Annotated in this window: 21 protein-coding genes; 2 read left to right on the forward strand and 19 right to left on the reverse strand. The window is 36.1% G+C overall.

The window, feature by feature from the left end:
- Positions 1 to 36: 36 nt before the first annotated feature.
- Entirely contained in the window at positions 37 to 1185 is a 1149-nt protein-coding gene (locus M3610_RS00240) for an acyl-CoA dehydrogenase family protein (RefSeq protein ID WP_251456711.1), read from the reverse strand.
- Between the two features lie 165 nt (positions 1186 to 1350).
- Between M3610_RS00240 and M3610_RS00245 the strand changes: the two genes are divergently transcribed.
- Entirely contained in the window at positions 1351 to 2238 is an 888-nt protein-coding gene (locus tag M3610_RS00245) for a LysR family transcriptional regulator (RefSeq protein ID WP_251455907.1), read from the forward strand.
- A gap of 124 nt (positions 2239 to 2362) precedes the next feature.
- Here M3610_RS00245 and M3610_RS00250 read toward each other — a convergent pair whose 3' ends face one another.
- The 11 genes from M3610_RS00250 to M3610_RS00300 all read right to left on the reverse strand — a co-directional run bounded on the left by M3610_RS00250 (position 2363) and on the right by M3610_RS00300 (position 14804).
- Positions 2363 to 6517, reverse strand: a complete 4155-nt coding sequence (locus tag M3610_RS00250; RefSeq protein WP_251455909.1) for a S8 family serine peptidase — start codon at positions 6515 to 6517, stop codon at positions 2363 to 2365.
- Between the two features lie 438 nt (positions 6518 to 6955).
- On the reverse strand, positions 6956 to 7132 hold the full coding sequence (locus M3610_RS00255; RefSeq protein WP_251455911.1) for a hypothetical protein: 177 nt from the start codon (positions 7130 to 7132) through the stop codon (positions 6956 to 6958).
- Positions 7133 to 7237: 105 nt separating this feature from the next.
- A complete protein-coding gene (gene sda / locus M3610_RS00260) occupies positions 7238 to 7414 on the reverse strand; it encodes a sporulation histidine kinase inhibitor Sda (RefSeq protein WP_251455913.1) in 177 nt (58 codons plus the stop codon).
- 196 nt (positions 7415 to 7610) lie between these two features.
- Positions 7611 to 8270 carry a hypothetical protein gene (locus tag M3610_RS00265; RefSeq protein WP_251455915.1) on the reverse strand — a complete coding sequence of 220 codons (660 nt, stop codon included), beginning with the start codon at positions 8268 to 8270 and terminating at the stop codon, positions 7611 to 7613.
- Positions 8251 to 8691: a poly-beta-hydroxybutyrate-responsive repressor gene (phaQ, locus tag M3610_RS00270; protein WP_251455916.1), complete on the reverse strand. Its 441-nt coding sequence runs from the start codon at positions 8689 to 8691 to the stop codon at positions 8251 to 8253. Before phaQ ends, M3610_RS00265 begins: the two co-directional genes overlap by 20 nt.
- Before the next feature lie 195 nt (positions 8692 to 8886).
- Entirely contained in the window at positions 8887 to 9960 is a 1074-nt protein-coding gene (locus tag M3610_RS00275; RefSeq protein WP_251455917.1) for an alpha/beta fold hydrolase, read from the reverse strand.
- A gap of 20 nt (positions 9961 to 9980) precedes the next feature.
- On the reverse strand, positions 9981 to 10559 hold the full coding sequence (locus M3610_RS00280) for a polyhydroxyalkanoate biosynthesis repressor PhaR (RefSeq protein ID WP_251455918.1): 579 nt from the start codon (positions 10557 to 10559) through the stop codon (positions 9981 to 9983).
- 60 nt (positions 10560 to 10619) lie between these two features.
- Entirely contained in the window at positions 10620 to 11213 is a 594-nt protein-coding gene (locus M3610_RS00285) for a hypothetical protein (RefSeq protein WP_251455919.1), read from the reverse strand.
- Between the two features lie 47 nt (positions 11214 to 11260).
- On the reverse strand, positions 11261 to 12031 hold the full coding sequence (locus tag M3610_RS00290; protein ID WP_251455920.1) for a glucose 1-dehydrogenase: 771 nt from the start codon (positions 12029 to 12031) through the stop codon (positions 11261 to 11263).
- Positions 12032 to 12077: 46 nt separating this feature from the next.
- Complete coding sequence (locus M3610_RS00295) at positions 12078 to 13643, reverse strand: long-chain-fatty-acid--CoA ligase (RefSeq protein WP_251455921.1); 1566 nt, start codon at positions 13641 to 13643, stop codon at positions 12078 to 12080.
- 174 nt (positions 13644 to 13817) lie between these two features.
- The gene (locus M3610_RS00300; protein WP_251455923.1) at positions 13818 to 14804 is read right to left on the reverse strand and encodes a zinc-binding dehydrogenase; all 987 of its coding nucleotides are present in this window, start codon (positions 14802 to 14804) and stop codon (positions 13818 to 13820) included.
- Between the two features lie 381 nt (positions 14805 to 15185).
- On the opposite strand from M3610_RS00300, the gene M3610_RS00305 reads away from it, so the two are divergent.
- Entirely contained in the window at positions 15186 to 16088 is a 903-nt protein-coding gene (locus M3610_RS00305) for a LysR family transcriptional regulator (protein WP_251455925.1), read from the forward strand.
- 120 nt (positions 16089 to 16208) lie between these two features.
- Here the strand turns inward: M3610_RS00305 and M3610_RS00310 are convergent, their stop codons facing one another.
- The 7 genes from M3610_RS00310 to M3610_RS28280 all read right to left on the reverse strand — a co-directional run bounded on the left by M3610_RS00310 (position 16209) and on the right by M3610_RS28280 (position 21537).
- On the reverse strand, positions 16209 to 17288 hold the full coding sequence (locus M3610_RS00310; RefSeq protein ID WP_251455927.1) for an alpha/beta fold hydrolase: 1080 nt from the start codon (positions 17286 to 17288) through the stop codon (positions 16209 to 16211).
- A 20-nt stretch (positions 17289 to 17308) separates the two neighbouring features.
- Complete coding sequence (locus M3610_RS00315) at positions 17309 to 17887, reverse strand: polyhydroxyalkanoate biosynthesis repressor PhaR (protein WP_251455929.1); 579 nt, start codon at positions 17885 to 17887, stop codon at positions 17309 to 17311.
- 47 nt (positions 17888 to 17934) lie between these two features.
- Positions 17935 to 18522 carry a hypothetical protein gene (locus M3610_RS00320; protein ID WP_251455931.1) on the reverse strand — a complete coding sequence of 196 codons (588 nt, stop codon included), beginning with the start codon at positions 18520 to 18522 and terminating at the stop codon, positions 17935 to 17937.
- Between the two features lie 84 nt (positions 18523 to 18606).
- Positions 18607 to 19374 (reverse strand): glucose 1-dehydrogenase, encoded by a 768-nt coding sequence (locus M3610_RS00325; RefSeq protein ID WP_251455934.1) that lies wholly within the window; start codon positions 19372 to 19374, stop codon positions 18607 to 18609.
- Between the two features lie 80 nt (positions 19375 to 19454).
- Entirely contained in the window at positions 19455 to 20981 is a 1527-nt protein-coding gene (locus M3610_RS00330) for a class I adenylate-forming enzyme family protein (RefSeq protein ID WP_251455936.1), read from the reverse strand.
- Positions 20982 to 21209: 228 nt separating this feature from the next.
- Positions 21210 to 21446 (reverse strand): SDR family oxidoreductase, encoded by a 237-nt coding sequence (locus M3610_RS28275; protein WP_311315782.1) that lies wholly within the window; start codon positions 21444 to 21446, stop codon positions 21210 to 21212.
- Positions 21406 to 21537, reverse strand: coding sequence for a hypothetical protein (locus tag M3610_RS28280; RefSeq protein WP_311315783.1), 132 nt, complete (start codon positions 21535 to 21537; stop codon positions 21406 to 21408). Before M3610_RS28280 ends, M3610_RS28275 begins: the two co-directional genes overlap by 41 nt.
- Position 21538: the final 1 nt, after the last annotated feature.

Here is a 21538-nt window from a genome sequence, read left to right on the forward strand (position 1 = left end):
ATTAATCCGAAATTCATATGACTCTACTATCTATTTTTAAGAACCTAAAAGATTTTTTGCAATGATGTTCTTCATGATTTGATTGGTTCCCGCATAAATCGCTGCAACTGGAATGTCTCGGTATCTGCGGGCAATCGGATATTCTTCCATAAAACCATATCCACCGTATAGCTGCATGCACTCTGATGCCGTTCTTTTGGCCATTTCGGTGATCCACCATTTCGCCATTGATACCTGAGTAACAACATCATCTCCATTCATATGCTTGATAATAAGATCGTCAACGAAACTACGACCCAATTTAATCTCAGTTGCCATCTCGGCAATTTTAAATTGAGAATTTTGAAATTGACTAATGGAATTACCAAAAGCTTTTCGATTTTTCACATAGTCGATTGTCATTCTTAGCATTTCTTCAGCGCTAACCTGAGCTGATATCGCTATAATCAACCTTTCCTGTTGGAGTTTGTTCATCATATAATAAAAGCCCTTACCTTCTTCACCTAGAAGATTGGCTGCTGGAACACGTGCATCTTGAAAAATTAATTCAGCAGTATCTTGACCATGCAAACCAACTTTATCCAATTTTTTCCCTCTAAAAAAGCCGGGTGTATCTCGTTCAACCACAAGCAAGCTAATCCCTTTATAGGCAGGAACCGCATTGGAATCAGTTTTACATGCCACCACGATAAGATCGGAATGAATTCCATTCGTGATAAATGTTTTTTCTCCATTTAGGATATAGGAATCTCCATCTTTTATGGCCTTCGTTTTAATATTGGCAAGATCTGAACCAGCCCCAGGTTCGGTCATGGCAATTGCCGACACCTTTTCACCACTCACACAACCTGGAAGCCACCGTTGCTTTTGTTCCTCGGACCCATACTCAATTATGTATGGTACAACGATATCATTATGTAATCCTATACCTATTAAACTAGTACCTACACGTTCTGATTCTTCAGTAAAAATGACCGAATACGTAAAGTCTGCGTTCAAACCACCATACTTTTCATCCACATTCGGGCATAAAAATCCTTGATTACCAACCTTTAGCCAAAACTCACGAGGAATAATTCCATCTTTTTCCCATTGATCATAATAAGGAACTGCTTCTTTTTCCAAAAATTTTCGAACCGATTCTCTAAAAATTTTATGTTCATTTTGTATATATTTAGCTTCCATCGTTACTGCTCTTACATCATAACCCATTAATTTTAACTCCTTTCAAATTTTATTATTCACTGAGAGTTCATAATATTAATTTTATTTTAACTTTTGCCAATAATAGTGTAAAATACAAGATAGTTACCTATCATTAAATATTAGTTAAATCTCGGAGGGGATTTTATGCATTTTGAGCAATTACAATACATAGCAGAAATTGGAAAACAAGGTTCGATCACAACTGCAGCAGAAAAGCTTCATGTTTCACCTCCGGCCATCAGCAAATCCATCTCGAACTTAGAAAAAGAACTAGGCATTCAAATTTTTAAACGCTCAAAAACAGGTATGATTCCGACACAACAAGGGAAAGCCGTTATCAAGAAAGCATACGAAGTCCTCTCTAAAATTATTGAGTTAAGAGAAGAAGCAAAATTACAAGAAACATTAGCTAAAACTGAGCTAAAGATTTCTTGTATACCAGGATTGACTTATTCGGCCTTTAACTCTTTATTGAAACTTCAAATCGAATTTCCTGAGGTTATAGTAGAAATCCAGGAAGAGGATTTAAAAAAAATATTTAAAGATGTTAAAACTGGAAAATGTGATATCGGAATAATCGCCTCAAATAAAGGAGAATTAGAAGATGAACTTGACTTAGTTTATAAAGAACTGGCAATAGGAAGCCCTTGCATTTTAGTTGGGAAGAACTCTCCATTTGCATTCCATGAATTTGTAACTCCAGACGATCTAAAAAATGAATGTTTGGCCACCTACAAAGGCGATTTAATGAAGTTCTTGCTGAAATCCTATTTTTCCAAGAACCGAGTGGTTATTAGCAGCAACAATGTCGAAATTATCCGGAAAGCGATTATTGAAGGAATGGGTATCGGGATTGCCTTTGAAGAAATATTTAAAAATGATGCGGATGTTCTAAACGGTGATATCCTTATTATTCCCTTAAGAAATAGCGATCTACTAATTAAATCTATTTATTCCATTCATGCAAATGACAAACCTCTTACCCCCCCTGCCCAATTATTTTTGAAATTTGTTCAGGATTATTGGGGCTGATGTGATGTCGTTCCCTTTGTCTCTTTTGTAAATTCTTGAATAATACTGCAAAAATAAAATAACCTTTGCCCTTTAGAATTTAGAGCAAAGGTTATTTTATTTATTTAGGATCCAAATGACCTAATTATTGAATCTTTAATTCTTTCTTGATATCTTCAACTGTTTTGGATTTGTATTTGCTTACTACTTTAGGGGCATTTGTCACCCAAGGGTTTTGAATCCCAAAGTTTCTTTCTACAAAGCTAAAGTCTTTAGCGTCAACAGTGCCATCGAAGTTGATATCTGAATTGCGGTTATTTGTGCCCCATGCGGTTTGAATTGCTAGAGCATCGTAAATATCGATTACATTATCTTTGTTAACATCCCCGCCAATTGCCGTATCAACCGTTTCAGTACCTAATGTTTTAAGATATCCATAATCAATGCCATCCATTGTTTTGTAGGTGTGATTACCTTCATCATTAAACTTATTGAATGTCGTGAAGTGTCCTGGAATATCTTGAATGAGTGTCATTTCATCGCGAGTAAGCGGTATTCCAGTTGCGTAGAATTGTCCGCCTTTATTCACTGTTATTGGATACGTCTTTCCTTGTTTGTCTTGAATGGTTACTTTAATTCCATGAGTTGTGTAATCTCTCTTGGAATCGAATTGTCCATTTGCTGGATTCAAGAAACCTTCAGCATGGTGGTATCCTTTAACAGTAATGAAGTTTGGCAAAATCGTAATAGGTGTGACATACGTAAATGGTTTTGTTGTTACAGCTTGACTTGTAATTGTTGAAGTTACACTAGCGAAACTAGATTGACCTGCCGGATCTTTAATATCAGCAATTTTAATTGTGACATCAACCATCGGAATATCGCCTGATACATTTTGATCAAAAGCAACATTTACCTCGGATTTAACAGTTGTACCAGTTCCAGGGGTAGTTGTAACTCTTGTTAAATGTCCGCCTAAAGCTTGTGCTGCAGGATTTAAATCAATCCGAACCACGTTAGTGTCAGTTGTATTTACGTCGAAGTTAAATAAAGCTTCACTTACATCTTGTACGTTATTTGCATGAAGTGTAACTTTAACTTCATCTCCAGAATGTGCTATAGCTTGATTTAAACGTGTTTTTACATCCACTGAACCGAAGACATATGGAGTTGTGTCTTTCACAAAATAGTATTGTTTCTTACCATATGCATTACCTGCTTGGTCGCCGCCCATAAAGTATACATTTAAAGGTTGTTTATTCGGATTCATTAGAATGGCATCGCTGACGTTTCCATTGTCATCTAATTTAAGCTGTCCATTTAATCCAAACGGATTATCATAAGAATACCTGATTTGGTTTTGGCCTTGATTCGCAGGAATACCCGCTTCTTTCATCACTTCAATGTTTTTATCATGAATAGAAGCAGTAAGTCCAATTGTTTGCTGTCCCTCTTTGTATTCAACGAACGGGTTGCCTTCTTTTTCGCCTTCTACTTTAAAGTCGAATTTATCAGGCATTGTGTTATCAATGAAGATGTCTTGTGAATCGATAAATGTTGCACCGTCAAGACCATAACCAATTAATTTAAGTTTGTAGTGACCTTCTGGTACAAGGGCTGCTTTGCTGCTTACCTGCGTCTCTTCTTCATTTACAAACGGGTAAATGTATCCGCCAAATGAAGTGATCGTATATTCCTTATCTTCCTCACGACCAAAACCATTATATGAATTTGTTATTCCTAAGCCCTTACCATTTACATCTGTTAACACAACGTCAATCCAGTCGATATGAGACTTTAAGGTGAATTTGGTGAAGAAGTAAGGGACAAATAATGGATTCGTTAAGTTATTTCGATCACTAGTCCCTGAGCGTTGAATATGTGTTACATTTTTGAATCCTTCATCTATATATTTAACCCCAAATGGAAGGCGGTATGATTCGGCAGGATCATCTTGGTTGGTATAAACCACATACCCTTCATAGATACCTTTTTCAGCTGATGCTGGAATGAAAAGGTCTACTTTTCTTGAAATATTGCTGTTTGCAGGTACTCTAACGGTTTTGTCCGTAGTAACAGTTACGCCGTTTTTCTCTGCATCCTTAGAACCTCTTAAATTAGTTTGGAAAGAAACACTTACATCGAACGTTTTAGCTTTAGAACTATTGTTCTCAAACTTTAGAGTACGAGAATCTTTAACGTCTTTGCCTATGAAAAATTCTTTGCCGAAACTAAGTGCACCGGTTGTTTCTTTAACATCTACTAATTGATTATTAATACCCGTTGGTGTTTCGTCTTTTACTTTGATTTCCATTGCAGAATGAACAGCTTCATATGGATTCACACGCCCTGCACCTTGTTCAAATACGCTGTAGCCACCTTTTAGTGGGTCCGCTGTATTCATTAAGGTTACTTTTACATCTTCAGGTTGTGCATCTGGTTTTGCTTGTAACATTAATGCCGCAACGCCTGTTGTGAATGGAGTGGCCATTGATGTTCCTGACATACGGTCATAGGCATGTTCGAAATCAGATGGATTGTCTGGATTGTGAATAAATCCAGGAACCGTCGACAATACACTAACACCTGGCGCCACAACTTCCGGTTTAATATCGTAATTGATATAAGAAGGTCCACGAGAACTGAAACTAGCTAATTCATCACCTTTGGATGTTTCTTGACCCAAATCGCTGAAAGTAAATGTTGTTTTGCCGCTTGCAATTTGTTGTTTGATGGCAAGACCATCAGCCATTGTCATATTGAAGGCAGGAATGTAATCTCCGCCTTCTGCTAAATAGAATGGCATGTAGCCTTCGACGTTATTATACACAAGGACTGCCGCAGCTCCTTTTTGCTTAGCGATAGCAACCTTTTCATTTACGCCGTTTGTTCCACGTTGTACTAGAGCTACTTTGTTTGTTACGTCAATGTTTTTATAATCGGATGCTTGACCGATTCCTGGAACATTTACGATACTGAACGTTTTACCAATAAATGTTGAAAGGTCGTCATTATAACCTCGTGCTAATAATTTCATATCGGAGGTCAAACTGTCATTATGACCTTTCATTGTCGGAATCGTAGTTGGAACATCACTTGCACCAATCGTCAATGCAAATGGCGAAGTACCAGGAGAACCTAAAGTGTACATTTCGTTTCCTTCGTTACCTGCAGCAACAACTGCTGTTACCCCACTTAACACTGCGTTATCGATGGCAATACTTGTAGGATAAAGCGGATGGTTAATGGCAGCACCTAATGATAGATTGATAACATCCATTCCTTGTTCTACGGCTTTGTCAATTCCGCCGATAACACTTTCAGATGTCCCGCCTTGTGGGCCAAGAACACGATATACATATAGGTCGACATCTGGAGCAACACCAGTAGTAGCGAACTCGCTATCCGCTGTACCTTGACCTGCGATCGTACCAGATACGTGTGTTCCATGTTCTGTTACATAGTCTGAACCGTTATTAGCTGGATTCGGTTTGCCAGCTTTAACCCAATCAGCATAAGTTGTTTCCATTGGATCAGCATCATTGTCGATGAAATCAAACCCGCCTTTAAATACATCCTTTAAGTCTGGGTGATTGTAGTCGATACCTGTATCAAGTACAGCTACTTTTACACCTTTACCAGTGAACCCTTCTTTGTGAAGCTTATCTACGTTTAGGTAAGAACGTTCGGCTGCCATTCCTTGCCCATTTGACTCGAAAGTAGCTTCAATCGGTTCTTCTAGTTTTATAATTTCATTGCTATAAATAGCTTTAACTGCTGCTGATTTCACTAAGTCTTTTAATTTGTTTGCCGGAACTTGTAATGATACCCCGTTGAAGGCGCTTTTATATTCGCGGTTTACTTTATAAGTTCCTTTTGTTTTAGAAGTTAAATCTTTCTTAAAGGTTGCATGATCAGCTTCTGCATTGTTCTTTGCTGTATCAGCTGATAAAGTTTTTCCTTTTGCCGCCGCTTCAAGAACAGCCACTTTTTGAGGCTTATTCTTAAACTCTACGATTACTGATACAACTTCTTCGCTATCAAGATTTACATTTTGCGATAATTGAAGTCCTCTTGCACCGGACGATTGTGAGTTCTTAAGAGCTTCACGTTGTTCCGGAGTTAGGCTATTCAAAATGTTTTCAGTGTTTATGTTTGTGGTCGCATTATATCGCGGACCTTCTTGTCCAATGACATCAAATGGACTTTCAGCAAATACATTAAATGCTTGTCCTTGAGATAATAGCATACCAACAGATAGAGCTCCTGCAAGTATTTTTCTAGATTGTTTTTTACTCATAAGGCTTTTCTTCTCCTCATTCAAATGTTTTTTTGCAATAAATTTAATTTCTAATATTCAAAAAATAAATTGCATCACTCCTCTCACAGCATCTCTATTAAATTTGCAATGCCTACAATATTATTAATTTTATTTTATCTTCCAATAATTTTAATGTATAATACACGATAGTTAAGTATCATTAAATATTAGTTAAACTTCAATTGAATTTGATGAATCACCTTCTTAATCTAGTAATAAACCAATATTTTAGCTACAAAAAAATCTCGATCGATGCGGAAATCGTCGAACGATATGTGGGTTTTTTTACAGTAATTTGACTGATTTTAAATCCAAGTTTTTGGGGTATATTTAAGTTTTTTTGTTGATATCCTTAAAAATGAAAAGTGCCCATCCAAGTATATGGATAGGCTTTTTACATCTAATATTGATTCTTTTCTATTCTTGATCCGGAGATTTGACATCATTTGTTTTTGATTCTATAAAATGAACAAGTTCTTCAATAATATCGTTTAGTCTCATAATGCTGGTATCTTTTCTTAAAATGCTTGACGTTTTATATAGTAAAGTCATTTCTTGTTCACTCATAAATATAGTCTTTTCTTGGTCACTCATAAAAATGCCTCCACTTTTATTAGATATCAAAAAGTCAATTGTATCTTCTTAAGGTGCAAGTAATCTATGACTGAAAAACATTCCACATATCTACGAGAAAGGTTTCTAATCTGAATTAATATACTGATCTAAAATTTTTCTATAATCATTTATGGGTGATGATTCATTATTAAATCGTGTATCTAACTCATTAGCCAATAGCAGAACAAAGTCTTTGCAAAGATTTAACTTAATAGCAGAATCAAAGGCTTCTAGCAATTGTTCAGTGCTAAGGTTATGCATACTTGTCTCACTCCACTTTACTCAATTACCTACTTTCAAGTAATAATATGAAGATGGAATACTATGTTTTAAAATCGTTTTTATTAAAAAAAGCAGCCTGCCTTGGAGGTAAAGCTGCTTTTTTGTGCGATTTAGGTTATCTATTAACAAAGAAAGGCACATCTGAATAAAATGTGGTTTCTTTTAGATATGTACACTATTTACTAGAAGTAACTAGTCCACGTACACTATCTTCTAATCTACGAGCAATATCTTCATGCGTTTCTCTAGCTTGTTTTAAATAGTTATCTGTAACAGATTCCCAAGCATTCAATGCTTCATTTGTAGATTCAATGAATGCCTCGCTGCTTTGTTCAAAACGCTTCTCTGTATTTTCAATTAAATCAAATGCTGAGTTAATTGGAGTTAAATAAAGCTCCTCTAATTTACTAGCTGCTTTATTTACTTGACTTTTTAAAGATTCAGTCATCACTTCAGTAGATTCATTTCCTTGAATAACATTGTATTGGAATATCCCTTTACGCAAGTCGCTATTTATTGTTGAAACTTGTTCAAAAAGACCCTTTAAAGTATTGCGGTACACACCATTGAACTTGGTTGTTTCTTTTATAGCCTTTAAGTAAAGTTCTTGCTGTTGTTCTCTAAGTTCTCTTGTACGAGAAACTGCAGCTTCAAATTGGCCCCAAAAAATATTAATAAATGAATCGGTAACATAGCTTGTTTCGTTCTGCTTCTCTACTTTTAGAACTTCCACTTTTGGTACTTCCACTTTTGAAACTTCCACTTTTTTAACCTCTCCTTTTTTAACTTCCTTTTTTAGGACTTCCTCTTTTTGATCAATTACCTTTTGGCTCATCTTCGTTCCTCCTCAATTGTTTTGTTAATTTCTCTATTTTATCCTCCCTATGAAATGGGGGAAGGTAGAGCTCAAGAAAACTAAAATACATTTTGAAAAATTTATCGAGCATGGATTGGTATTGCTCAAGTTGTATTGCATGGCCCTCTAAATACCCTTTACCAGTATCAGTTATTGAATAACATCGTTTGGCAGGGCCACTACCATTTGTTTGCCATTCTGACTGCACAAGATTATCTTTCTCTAGTTGTCTCAATAAACGATACAAGTTTCCTTGGTCAAGAGTGTGAAAACCTAGAGTTTGAAGTTTTTGAATTAGTTCATAGCCATGAAGCGACATCCTGCTAAGTAGCAATAATATAAATGGAAGGATAAATTGCTTAGATGGAGTAACATTTTTTTCATTATTGTTATTTTTCATGACTACACCTCAATAAAATTACTATAGGTGTATTTTACACATATGGGTCACATTTCGTCAATAGCCCAAAAACAAAAAAATATATAAAGTTTATAATATTTAAAAACTTTATAACAGTCTGTAAGACATGGACCTTCTTTAAAATGAATTAAGATACACAGTGGGAAGCATTTGTTTTCCCACTGTGTATTTTTATTAGACTTGTTTAGTTCGCATGGCAAGCCACTTATCCATAAAGTCTGGGCACTTGTTTGACAGGAACATTCCAATATGACCAGTCACAAATTTCTCATAGGTTTTATCCTTGCTGGAAACCAAATCCATGATTGGCAGACTGGCTTCTTCCGGGACAACATTGTCATTTGCTGCTGTCATAACAAGTAAATTCGCTTGAATATTTTGAAAATTCACTCTTTTTTCGCGGACGAATAACTCACCTCTAATAAGCTTATTATCTATGATTAAATCATTATATAATTGTCTGAGAACTTCGCCAGACATTGGAACATGATCCTTCGTCCACATATCCATACGGGCCCATTTATCAGCAAATTTATCGTTATAGCCATGATTTAGGAGCGTAGCATATGAGCTAAAGTGAATAGGTGAAGATATGAAACGGCAAAGATAATGCAAATATCTCGGTGGAATCAGTCCATTTACATCAACAAAACGATCCACACTTATTTCATTATTTAGTATACTTTCAGCCAGTTTTTCTGGAAGAATCTGTGTTACGGCTCTAAAATCAATGGGAGGCGTTGAAAGGATTAAATTTTTTATCGGTTCCTCCGAAATGGCTGCATAGATAGAAGCCATTACCCCACCGAGACAAGCACCCCAAATGGTAATATCTTCTGCGTTGGAATGACGAAGCGCCCTTTTTACTGCTTTTTGAAGATGGTCGACAATATAATCATCGAGGGTGATTCCTTTGTCTTCATATCCAAGTACTCCCCAATCCAGCAAGTACACTTCATAACCGCGATTAACAAATTGTTCGATAGCACTTATTCCAGGAGCCAAGTCAAAAATATATGGCTTATTAACTAAGGAATAAACGATGAATATTGGAGTTTCATGCTTTTTCTCTACAGCTGGATAATGCCATAATGTTGATTTATTTTTCTTCCAAACCACCTGTCTTGAGGTATGGTTAACCTTTGGTTTCGGATCATTCAATCTATTTATAAAACGATTCCATCGTTTCTGTTCTTTTGTGATATCAAGGGATGGAATATAGTCTATTAATGGGGATATCATTGCCATATTCATTTCTCCAGTTCAGCTTATTTTTTATTACCAGCTTTAGCCGGTTCAAGTTGTTTGGATTTTTGCTTCTTTATTTCTGTAAGATTATTTTCCTCAGAAGTAATGAAAGACTTCAATAATTCTTTCATTGTATTCATTTCTTCTTTTAGTTCCATATATTCTTTTTTAAATTCACTTAACACTGCTTTTTCTTTTTTTAATTCAGATAATTCAGATTTTAAATGTGTTGTCACTTTCATAACTTCTTTAGATATTTCTACAATAGTTACAATCTCTTGATTCGTTTTATCGGCAGAATCGGATAAATTCCAAAGCTGTTCTTCTAGCCCATCCAGTTTTTCTTCTGTTTGAATGGAAATTTTCGCCACATTAGCCAGGTCGTTTTTTGTTGGGATGTTTAACTGTGATGCCAACAATTCTTGGTTCTTACTTAAACGTTCCTGTAAAAGGGTTTGTGAAAGAGAACCCCTTTTTAATAAGCGAACAAATTCTTTATTGTCCGTCACCTGATATATAAGATCATTCATCTGTTTTTCCAATTGACTAGTGATTTTACTTAATGAATCAAAAGGGTCATATGGTCTATTATTTGACATCCTTTTTGCCAGCCTTTCTCTTATTATTTGCTGTGTTAAACTTTTTCACCCAATTATTAATTAAATTTCATCACGAACAGCTGATACTTTGCTTAGTGGATCAATGAATCTATTAATTGGAAATAATACGTTTTTCATATACTTGGAAAGTGATAGAATAACTTTTTCTTGACTATTGTGAATGACCTTCGTCTTCCTTTTTATACTTTCCACTAACTTTTCACGACGGTTATGCCTACATTCAACATATTTCTCTGTTGTTTGAATTAAGTTTTCAAGAAATTCAGGTCTGGAAAGATTTTCAACCGGCTGCTCAGATAGCTCCATTACTTTATTATGGAATTGCTCAAAGTTTTGATTAATATCAACATATGAGATTTTTGGTATGAGCACTGACAGGACAGTTGTGTATGAAAATAACTGGTTTCGAGCGTTTTTTTCCCACTCCAATTGTTCTTTTGTAAACTGTTGAATGAGTTCTTTTGCATTTTGTTGATTGCGTTTTACATTCTCTACTAAATTTGTTACTGAGTTTACAAGGTTTTCTTCTATTTGACTCGCTCGTTCGCTCCATACATCCAGTTGTTGATATACTTGATTCCATAAAAGATCTAAACTCTTTAATTCTTCAACCATGCTATTCTCTTTATTCATTATTCTTCACCTTTCCTATTCTTCTAAGATTAAAATCAAAATTTTTTCTAATAAACGATGGCTGCTTGTATTCCGCCATCTACTCCTAATACTTGTCCGGTTACGAAATCTGATGCGTTGGATGCTAAGAATAAAGCTGCACCCTTCATGTCATAGTTTGAGCCGGAGCGTCCCATCGGTGTAAATCTTTTTGCTTGTTCAATAATAGGATCAGCCATCTTAGTATGGAAGAATCCTGGTGTAATGCAATTGACATGGACATTTTTAGGTGCAAGTTTTACAGCAAAATCTTTAGTGAAATTGATGACTGCGCCTTTACTTGCAGAATAGCCAATGGCATCACCTATTTCTGGCGTTTGTCCACCTAATCCGCAAATGGAAGCAATATTTATGATTTTACCTGCTCCTTGTTCGACCATTAATTTGGCGACTGCTTGTGAAAAGAGGAATACCCCTTTTGCATTTACGTTCATAACTTTGTCCCATTTGTCAGCAGGCATTTCTAGCACAGGTGCTGCCCAAGTCGTCGCACCATTATTGACTAAAATATCAATCTTTCCGAATTTCTTTACTGTCTCCGAAATGACATTATCGATATCATCTGGATTTGAAACATCGCATTTTAATGCAAGTGCGTCAACACCCATTTCTTTTAGTTGATTACTAACTTCTTGGCAGACTTCAACTTTACGGGAACATAAAACAACATTTGCTCCTGCTTCTGCAAATGCAAAAGCAATTTGTTTTCCAATCCCCGTTCCGCCTCCAGTTACGATCGCGGTTTTATTAGTTAAATCAAATAATTGCTTAATGTTCATTTCAATTTCCTCCAGTTGTATTTTTAATATTCCAATAATTATAAACTTAGTTAATTACTCTTGATTGTCCATTCCAGTATTGCATGCGTAAGTCACGTTTTAATATTTTTCCTGTACCGTTTTTCGGCAGCTCAGTCATAAAATCAACCGATTTTGGAACTTTATAGTTGGCAAGATGTTGGCGAACATATAATATAAGTTCTTCCTCGGTCACACTATTTGCTGTTTTCAGAACTACTACTGCTTTCACCGCTTCTCCCCATTTTGCGTCCGGTACTCCAATAACCGCACATTCCAACACATGGGAATGCTTGTACAATACACTTTCAACTTCAGCAGAGTATACATTTTCACCGCCGGAAATAATCATGTCCTTGGCACGATCCACAATGTAGAAGAATTCGTCTTCATCTTTGTAACCCATATCTCCTGTATAATACCAGCCATCCCGAATCGCTTTTGCAGTTTCTTCTGGTAGATTCCAGTATCCCTTCATAACATTGGGGCCTTTAGCGATAAACTCTCCAATTTCCCCTACAGGCACTTCTCTTCCTTCTTGGTCAACAACCTTCATTTCCACTCCCTGAACTGTCTGTCCACATGAAACTAAACGCTTCCCTACATGATCTTTCGATTTGAGCAGGGATAAAATTGGAGCGGTTTCTGTCATTCCATACCCTTGGTAAAACTCAACCTGGGGCATTAACCCGGCACATTTTTTTAATAATTCAGGTGCCATTGGAGAACCACCATAAAGAAGTTTCTTCAATGCACTTGCATCATATTGATGAAAATCAGGTGAGTTAATCAGCATATTAATCATGGTCGGTACCAGCAGCATGCACGTTGGTTTAATTTTGTTGATGGATTCAAGGACATCGCCAGGTGTAAATGAGCGGACAAAGGCATGTGTTCCACCCACCATGGTCAGTCCAAAAATCCCGCCAGCTTCGGCCAAGTGAAACATTGGTGCAGCGTGTAGATAGGTATCCTTTTCTGTGTATGGTAAACTTACAACTGCATGAAATGCATTAGTTAATATGTTTTTATGCGTAAGCATTACACCTTTGGAGCGTCCAGTAGTCCCTCCTGTATAAAAAATACCTGCTACATCGTCTTCATGGATGTCTTCTACAGTAAAAGTTTCTTCCTTCTGCTCTCTCAGGAGTCGTTCATAGGGGTGAACTCCTTCTATACCATCAAACCCTTCGGCAATATCCTCATCCTCAGCCAAAACAATATGTCTTAACTTTTTAACGTGAGTTTTAAGTTCAGGAATGATCGATAAAAATTCCTTATGTAAATACAGTACTTCTGCTCCAGAATCATTTAAAATATCTACTATTTCTACAAGATTAAGTCTCGTATTCAGCGGAACTATGACTGCTCCCGCTGCCATTACGCCATAGGTAATTTCTATATATCGAAATTCATTTAACATTAACTGCGCAACCCGATCTCCTTTTTTTACTTGAAGCTGATTCAAGGACTGTTTTACTTTTGCAGTCCGAGATGCAAATTCTTTATAGGAAAATTGGTGATTCCCATCGATAATCGCTGTTTTCTCCGGGAAATTACGTGATGCATGACTTAATCCTTTTGTTGCTAACATTAATCTTACCCCTCCGATTAACTAGTGATTTTTTTGCATAAATCGAGTTTCGCATCTGCCCCAAATTAGTTTATTGGGACATTTAATGCAGAATGAAATATATATTTCACCTCCCTTCATCATCTTTTCCGTTAAGGAATCGTTATCATTTTTCTCATAGTTTTAATAATAGATTTAACAATTGGGACGGGTAAAAATACGCCCCCGTGTTTTTCCTTCACGGAATTGCTCTAAATAATAGTTAAGTTCATTAAATGGGACTTCTGTTAATGTCGGGGTAATTAAACCTTTCGCAAGTAATCGATAGACCTGCCTTAAATCCTCATGAGTTCCACCCAAAGACCCTTTTAATTCGATTCGGCGTCTAATCAGTACTTGAGTGTCAATTATTGCTTCAAGCTTTCCTAGCCCTACTACAACAACACGGCCATTCACATTTACCACTTTCACGGCCTCGGAAGTTGTCGTACCCATTCCAGCAAAATCAATGATGACATTCGGCTTAACAGATCTTAACTCACTAATATCTTTAATGCATCCACTTGCTCCATTTTTCATAGCCTCTTCAAAAAGATCTTCATTAAGGTCCACTCCATAAACAGTTGCCCCAGATACTGCAGCAATACGAAGACCGTTCATTCCTAATCCGCCAAGTCCAATAATTCCTACAACATCACCCGATTTAACCTTACCGGACGACATCACAGCCTGATAAGCAGTGGTAAGGGCATCCGTCCCAACAGCAGCCTGTTCAAAGGAAACTTCATCAGGTATTGGGATAAGACGAGAAGCACGAACCATCGTTTGCTGCGCATACCCGCCATTTACATGGATACCTGGAATACTGTCGCCGAGAATGCTTCCGTTATTAACAACATTTTCATCATCCTCTGCACTCCCAGACACACCTACTCGATCACCAACTTTGAACCCATTAACGCCTTCACCAATTTCAGCAATCGTCCCGGATACTTCATGTCCTAGGACTATAGGCAAGTGGGATAACCACTTTGTTCCTGTCCCATCGGTCATCGCAATATCCGAATGACACATTCCTACCGCTTCTACATTAAGTACGACCCAACCAGGTTTCGCCTTTGGATTGGGTAAATCAACCAGCTTCATAGGTTCTCCTACTCTTTCAAATAGCCAAGCTTTCATTTTTATCCCCTTTTTTCACTTTTTGTTAATTTAGTAAAACATCGTTAGGATTGATGATTACGCTGTCAATTGTTCAACAATTCAAATTAATATATGAATCTTGTTTCATTATAATTTAATAATAGGGTTTAGAGGAATTTAAACTTAATTAACATCCTCTTAAAAATTATTAAAGGGTTTTACAAACACATAGTGAAAATGCATTGGATCAAATATAGAGGCAACAAAATAGTTTTATTAACGCCTAATCAGAATAGAATAATAGTAAAATTTACATTCTATTAAAAATAAAAGTAAATCAGAAGGTAAATCTGTTACAATATTAGACAAATCTAATTATTATAGGCAGTTTTAGGATAAATTAAAGAGGTTGATATTTTTATGAAGATAGAACAACTTGAGTATATGGTGGAAATCGCGAAGACAGGATCATTGTCCAAAGCAGCAGCCAATTTAAATATCACACTTTCTGCTGTTAGCCAATCTATTTCCAATCTCGAATCAGAGCTTGGAATCCTGTTATTTCACCGGAGTCATTTGGGAGCAACACCAACTCCTGAAGGTCTAATCATCTTAAAAAAAGCATATCATGCAATGAGTATCCTTCAGGAAATAAAAATGGACGCTTTAAACTTTTCAGAACCTCAATTCAAGGAGATAAGCGTTTCTAGTATTCCCGGGTTAATGCCATTGGCTTTAAATACTATTAAGAGTATTAAGAGAGACTACCCTCAAACCCAGATTATCATGGCAGAGAAAAACATGGCAGAAATTACAGAGGACATACGGCAGCAAAAAGTCGATATTGGATTGACGATATTATTTGATGATTATTTATTTGAAAATAAACAATTTTTAACAGGACGACTGTTTGATAGTAAACTTGTATTGGTCGTAAGCCGAAAGTCTTTCCTTGCGCGGTATAAATCCATTTCCATTGATGAACTGTTAAAACTGCCTCTGGTAATCCATAAAACTGAGATATTACAACGTATGCTGGGTCTGTTAACCAATGAATTTGGCCCATTGAATATATTATTTTATACGAATCACTCGAGTACCATTCAAAGGTTAGTACATGAAGACTTTGCCGCTACAATTGCGATGGATATCCCCTTTAGGCACAATTCATCTATCATAAATAAAGAGTTTACTTGTATTGAAATCGAATTTTCTCGCTGGAGACCTTTACCAGTAGGATGGGTGTGTTCGAAAGATAAATTAATATCCGAACCGGCGAAGATATTTCTTGCAAGATTAGAGGAAGACTTTTCAAAAAGCTAAAACATAAATTCATTTTTATGTAGTATTTGTTATTTTATCTCCATGTCTGCATTTTAATAAATCCAACTTAGAAACGTATAAGCACCCCATAGTGGAGTGCTTGTACGTTTCTATATCGAATTAATTTTGAACTTGTTTAGAACGACTCTCTAACCACTTATCAATGTAGGCTGGACATTTGTCTGATAGAAACATTCCAATATGTCCAAACATAAACGTCTCGTAGGTCTTGTCATTACTAGAAACTGCATCCATGATTGGAAGACTTGCTTCTTCTGGGACCACAGTGTCATTTGCTGCTGTCATGACAAGTATATTGGCATGAATATTTTTAAGGTCCACCCTTTTTCCGCGGACGGTTAACTTCCCTTCGATAAACTTATTTTCTACTATAAAATCATTAATGATTTGACGAACAACTTCTCCGGACAACGGAACATGATCCTTCGTCCACATATCCATACGCGACCATTTATCTACAAATTTATCGTTATAACAATGATTAAGAAGCGTTGTATATGAACTTAAGTTAATAGGTGCACTAATGGATCGGCTGAGAGTGTACATATACCTAGGCTGTATAAGTCCATTTACATCAACAAAGCGATCTATATTTATTTCATTATTTAGAATTCCCTCAGCCCATTTTTCCGGAAGCATCTGTATAACTGCTCTAAAATCAATTGGAGGAGTTGTAAGGATTAAATTTTTAATAGGTTCCTCCGCAATTGCAGCATACATGGAAGCCATTACACCACCTAGACAAGCACCCCAAAGGGTAATCTCATCTGCGTTGGAATGACGAAGTGCCCTTCTTACAGCTTTTTGCAGGTAATCTACAATATAATCTTCAAATGTAATGCCCTTATCTTCATATCCTAGTACACCCCAGTCAAGCAAGTACACATCGTAACCACGGCCTACTAATTGTTCGATTACACTTATTCCAGGAGCCAAGTCCAAAATATATGCCTTACTTACTAAAGAATAAACAAGAAATATAGGTGTTTCATACTTTTTCTCTACTGCAGGATAATGCCATAAAGTTGCTTTATTTTTCTTCCAAACCACTTGTCTTGGTGTTTGGTTAACCTTTGGTTTAGGATCATTCAATCTATTAATAAAGCGATTCAATCGTTTTTGTTCTTTTGTAAAATCCATTGAGGGGATATTATTCATTAGTTGGGATATCAATGCCATGTTCTTATTCTCCGGTCCATTTAATTTTTATTATCAGACGTGACTGGTTCAGCTTGTTTGGATTTTTTCTGCTTCATTTCAGTACCTTTTTTCAACTCTGAAGAAATCGTAAACGTGATAAATTCTTTCATAGCACTCATTTCTTCTTTTAGTTTAGTAAACTCCTTTTTAAGTTCACTTAATTCTGCTTGATCTTTTTTTAATTCGGCTAATTCGGAATTTAGTTGTTTTGCTACTTTCAAAACTTCACTGGATGCTGCTACAATACTTTCAATTTCTCGATTCGTTTTATCTGCAAAATCAGTTAAATTCCAAAGCTGTTCTTCTAAGCTATCCAGTTTCTCCTCTGTTTGAATCGCAATTTTTGCCACATCAGCCAGGTCGTTTTTTGTTGGTATGTTTAACTTTGAGGCCAACAAACCGTTGTTCTTATTTAAACGCTCTTGTAAAAGAGCTTGTATATTAGTACCCCTTTTTAATAAACCAACAAATTCCTTATTGTCCGTTAACTGATATACTAAATCATTCACCTGATTTTCCATTTGAACAGTAAGCTTGGTTAATGTATCAAAGGGATCATACGTGCTGTTTTTTGACATCCTTTTTACCAGCCTTTCTCAAATAATTGTCATAAATCTTAAGCAAGTTAAATTTCATTACCTTTTCTTGGTTGCACAATAAACTTACTTACCGGAAATAAAACGTTTTTTATAGGTGTTGAAAGTAAAAGGATTAATTTTTCTTGACTATTGTGAATGGTCATCGTCTTTTCTTTTAGGCTATCAATTAACCTTTCACGTTTGTTACGTTTAAATTCAACATATTTCTCTGTTGATTTGATTAAATTTTCAAGAAATTCAGGTCTTGAAAGCTTTTCAACTGGTAGTTTTGATAACTCCAACACTTTATTTAGGAAATGATTAAAATTTTGATTAATATCGAAATGTGAAATTTTGGGGAATAATTGTGAAAGACTTGTAGTATATGAAAATAATTCATTTCGAGCTTTTTTTTCACAATCTAACTGTTCTTTTGTAAACTGTTCAATGAATTCCTTCGCATTATCTTGATTGCGTTTAACATCATCAACCAGATTTTCTACAGAGGTTAAAAGTACTTCTTCTCGATATTTAGCTCGGTCATTCCAAACATCCAGTTGTTGATAGGCTTGATTCCATAGAATTTCTAAACTCTTTATTTCTCTTAAATTGTTAGTATTATTCTCTCTACTCATTTTCTTCACCTTGCCTTCATTTTTTATATTTTACTAATTGCTATATACATAGTTTGCTTGTATTTGACTAAACTAACTACAACTCTATAAAACTACTGCTTTGAGTCCGCCATCTACTGGCAAAACATGACCGATGACATAATCTGAAGCTTTTGAAGCTAAAAATAATGCTGCACCTTTTATGTCATAATCTGTACCAACTCGACCAATTGGCGCTAAATCCCTGAGTAATTTATCAGCAGATTTTGCCATTTTGGTAGGAAAATATCCTGGTGCGATTGCATTTACATGGACATTATATTGTGCAAGTTTTACTGCTAGATCTTGAGTAAACGTGATGACAGCGCCTTTACTAGTTGTATAGCCAATTACATCCATTTTTTCCGGATTTTGACCGCCAAAACCTGCAACAGAAGCAACATTAATAATTTTGCCTGATCCTTGCTCTACCATTAATTTGGCTGCAGCTTGTGAAAAGAGGAATACTGCTTTCAGATTTACATCCATTACTTTGTCCCATTTTTCCACTGGCATCTCTAATGCAGGAGCATACCAGGTAGCACCACTGTTATTTACTAAAATATCAATCTTTCCGAATTTTTTTAGTGTCTCGGAAATAACATTATTTATATCTTCAGGATTAGATACATCACATTTAATTGCCAGCGATTTGACACCAAGTTCCTTAATTTGATTGCTAACTTCCTGACATACTTCAACGTTACGCGAGCATATAACAACATTTGCTCCCGCTTCTGCAAAAGCAAAAGCGATTTGTTTTCCAATCCCTGTTCCTCCCCCAGTAACAATTGCGGTTTGGTTGGTTAAATCAAATAATTCCTTTACGTGCATTTCTTTTTCCTCCTGTGCAAATTCTATTAGAAGTTAATTTTTTATAAAGTACTAATCAAAAGATTGTTAAATTGTTAGAATTATCCTCTTAAACGAAGTTCTCTTTTCAGTATTTTCCCAGAAGGATTTCTCGGAAGGGAAGGAGCCACTTCGAGCACCTTTATATTCTGAAATTTAGCTAATCTCTCATTGCAATATTTGATTAATTGCTGTTCGTCAACCACCGACTCTGACTTTAATACAACAACTGCCTTTATTGCTTCCCCCCACTTTTCATCAGGAATGCCAATTACCGCTGCGTCCATGACGTCAGGATGTGTAAAGAGGACTTCTTCTATATCTTTCGGGTAGATATTAACACCACCGCTAATAATCATATCTTTCTTACGATCCAGCAAATAGTAGAATCCTTCATCATCCACTTTACCCATATCTCCAGTTTTGAACCAGCCGCCAGGCAAAAAGGATTTTTCCATTTCCTCCGGCAGCTTATAATACTCTTTAAACAATCCAGCGCCCCGAACAACAAACTCACCTTCTTCCCCAACACCTACATTTATACCTTCATCATCAACAAGCCGAACTTGGAAAAAGGCAAACTGTTGTCCGACACTGCTTGTTTTTCGAATGACATCCTCCGGACGAAGAATTAAAAAGTTACTAGTTTCAGAACACCCAAAAAATTCAGATAAATCAGTCTGAAACTTCTCGATAATTCGGTTTTTTACAGACTCAGTAAGTGGTGCTGCTCCAGAAAGTAACAATCTCAAAGAAGATAGATTAAAATCATCAAAATCTTGAAGCTGAAGCATCAAGATATATTGTGTAGGCACAAAAAACGCAAACGTTACCTTCTCATCCTGAATTAAAGATAAGGTACCTCTCGGATCAAAATCTCTAGTAATAACAAGTTTACTTCCACACAAACCTAAAAAAGATGATAATAAATGTCCAGCACTATGATACATTGGAACAGAAATCAATATAGTATCACCGTAATTTAATTTCCATTCACTAACATCAATAAATGCTCGGTAAATCATTGTTTCTTGTGTTACTAATATCCCTTTTGGCAAGGAAGTAGTTCCTGAGGAATAGATCATTGCCGCAGCGTCTTTCCCCGTGACTTCAATGTTAGGAGGTTCCGTTGAACCATTGGCTATGAGGTTTTCATATTCAAAATAGGTTGAAATGGAAGGTGTTCCACCGATGATAATTGTCGAACTTGAGTTAATCGTGTGTAGAACGTCTAAAACCGTTTCGAAGGCTTCTAGCTTTTCTACTTCTACAAAGGCATGAGTGGCATCCGAACTATTGACTAATGTGCGTAAATCATTTCCTTCAATCATGTAATTGACGGGTACCGCAACAGCACCAGCTGTTGACAGCGCATACAAAACTTCTACCATTTCAATTCGGTTTTTCATGTACAATAAAACGTTGGTCCCTTTTTTTACGCCTGTTTCAATAAGCGAATTTGCTAACGCATTTACCCTATCAAACAGTTCCTGGTATGTCCTTGTTGTATCTCCGTAAACAACGGCTATCTCGTTGGGTTTGTTTTTTGCAAAAATCGGCAATCGTTCATGTAAATTTCCAATATTCATTATTAATCTACCTTTCTTTTCGTGATGTAAAAAACGTGAACTTATTATCTTAAAAACAACAGGTAAAACATTTATTTCTATTTTCCCAACGATTGTTAAATCCTATTATTCTCTTATATCACCTCCTTTAAAAATTGTTTTTCTACTACCTTTTACATGTTTAATCCTCCATTGACATGAAAAGTTCATACCTACTATTTTGGTTATCCCCTCAAGCCCAGGCTTATACTACCAGCTTTTAAAACTCGTAAATCCATCGTCCACATTGATGATTTGTCCATTAATTCCACTTGCTGACTCGCTTACTAGGAAAGCGGCAACATTTGCCAATTCTTCTGAGTCTAAAAGAACTTTTCTCATATGCAGTTTTTTGATCTGTTCTTCGACACCATCCCTCACCTTTGCCTGGTCAAGAATAGGTGTATCAACTCCTCCTGGCGCAATACCTACAACGCGAATAACCATATTGCGCTAAGTCTAGAGCAGCTGATTTGGTCATCATAACCACTGCACCTTTTGACGCATTATAGCTAACTTTATAGGATGATGCCATCATA

Source organism: Neobacillus sp. MER 74, from assembly GCF_023714155.1.

Excerpts from the sequence above, each read along its gene's own strand:
- M3610_RS00240 (WP_251456711.1), bottom strand. The coding sequence starts at position 1,185 with ATGGAAGCTAAATATATACAAAATGAACATAAAATTTTTAGAGAATCG.
- M3610_RS00245 (WP_251455907.1), top strand. The coding sequence starts at position 1,351 with ATGCATTTTGAGCAATTACAATACATAGCAGAAATTGGAAAACAAGGT.
- M3610_RS00250 (WP_251455909.1), bottom strand. The coding sequence starts at position 6,517 with ATGAGTAAAAAACAATCTAGAAAAATACTTGCAGGAGCTCTATCTGTT.
- M3610_RS00255 (WP_251455911.1), bottom strand. The coding sequence starts at position 7,132 with ATGAGTGACCAAGAAAAGACTATATTTATGAGTGAACAAGAAATGACT.
- sda (WP_251455913.1), bottom strand. The coding sequence starts at position 7,414 with ATGCATAACCTTAGCACTGAACAATTGCTAGAAGCCTTTGATTCTGCT.
- M3610_RS00265 (WP_251455915.1), bottom strand. The coding sequence starts at position 8,270 with ATGAGCCAAAAGGTAATTGATCAAAAAGAGGAAGTCCTAAAAAAGGAA.
- phaQ (WP_251455916.1), bottom strand. The coding sequence starts at position 8,691 with ATGAAAAATAACAATAATGAAAAAAATGTTACTCCATCTAAGCAATTT.
- M3610_RS00275 (WP_251455917.1), bottom strand. The coding sequence starts at position 9,960 with ATGGCAATGATATCCCCATTAATAGACTATATTCCATCCCTTGATATC.
- M3610_RS00280 (WP_251455918.1), bottom strand. The coding sequence starts at position 10,559 with ATGTCAAATAATAGACCATATGACCCTTTTGATTCATTAAGTAAAATC.
- M3610_RS00285 (WP_251455919.1), bottom strand. The coding sequence starts at position 11,213 with ATGAATAAAGAGAATAGCATGGTTGAAGAATTAAAGAGTTTAGATCTT.
- M3610_RS00290 (WP_251455920.1), bottom strand. The coding sequence starts at position 12,031 with ATGAACATTAAGCAATTATTTGATTTAACTAATAAAACCGCGATCGTA.
- M3610_RS00295 (WP_251455921.1), bottom strand. The coding sequence starts at position 13,643 with ATGTTAGCAACAAAAGGATTAAGTCATGCATCACGTAATTTCCCGGAG.
- M3610_RS00300 (WP_251455923.1), bottom strand. The coding sequence starts at position 14,804 with ATGAAAGCTTGGCTATTTGAAAGAGTAGGAGAACCTATGAAGCTGGTT.
- M3610_RS00305 (WP_251455925.1), top strand. The coding sequence starts at position 15,186 with ATGAAGATAGAACAACTTGAGTATATGGTGGAAATCGCGAAGACAGGA.
- M3610_RS00310 (WP_251455927.1), bottom strand. The coding sequence starts at position 17,288 with ATGGCATTGATATCCCAACTAATGAATAATATCCCCTCAATGGATTTT.
- M3610_RS00315 (WP_251455929.1), bottom strand. The coding sequence starts at position 17,887 with ATGTCAAAAAACAGCACGTATGATCCCTTTGATACATTAACCAAGCTT.
- M3610_RS00320 (WP_251455931.1), bottom strand. The coding sequence starts at position 18,522 with ATGAGTAGAGAGAATAATACTAACAATTTAAGAGAAATAAAGAGTTTA.
- M3610_RS00325 (WP_251455934.1), bottom strand. The coding sequence starts at position 19,374 with ATGCACGTAAAGGAATTATTTGATTTAACCAACCAAACCGCAATTGTT.
- M3610_RS00330 (WP_251455936.1), bottom strand. The coding sequence starts at position 20,981 with ATGAATATTGGAAATTTACATGAACGATTGCCGATTTTTGCAAAAAAC.
- M3610_RS28275 (WP_311315782.1), bottom strand. The coding sequence starts at position 21,446 with ATGGTTATTCGCGTTGTAGGTATTGCGCCAGGAGGAGTTGATACACCT.
- M3610_RS28280 (WP_311315783.1), bottom strand. The coding sequence starts at position 21,537 with ATGATGGCATCATCCTATAAAGTTAGCTATAATGCGTCAAAAGGTGCA.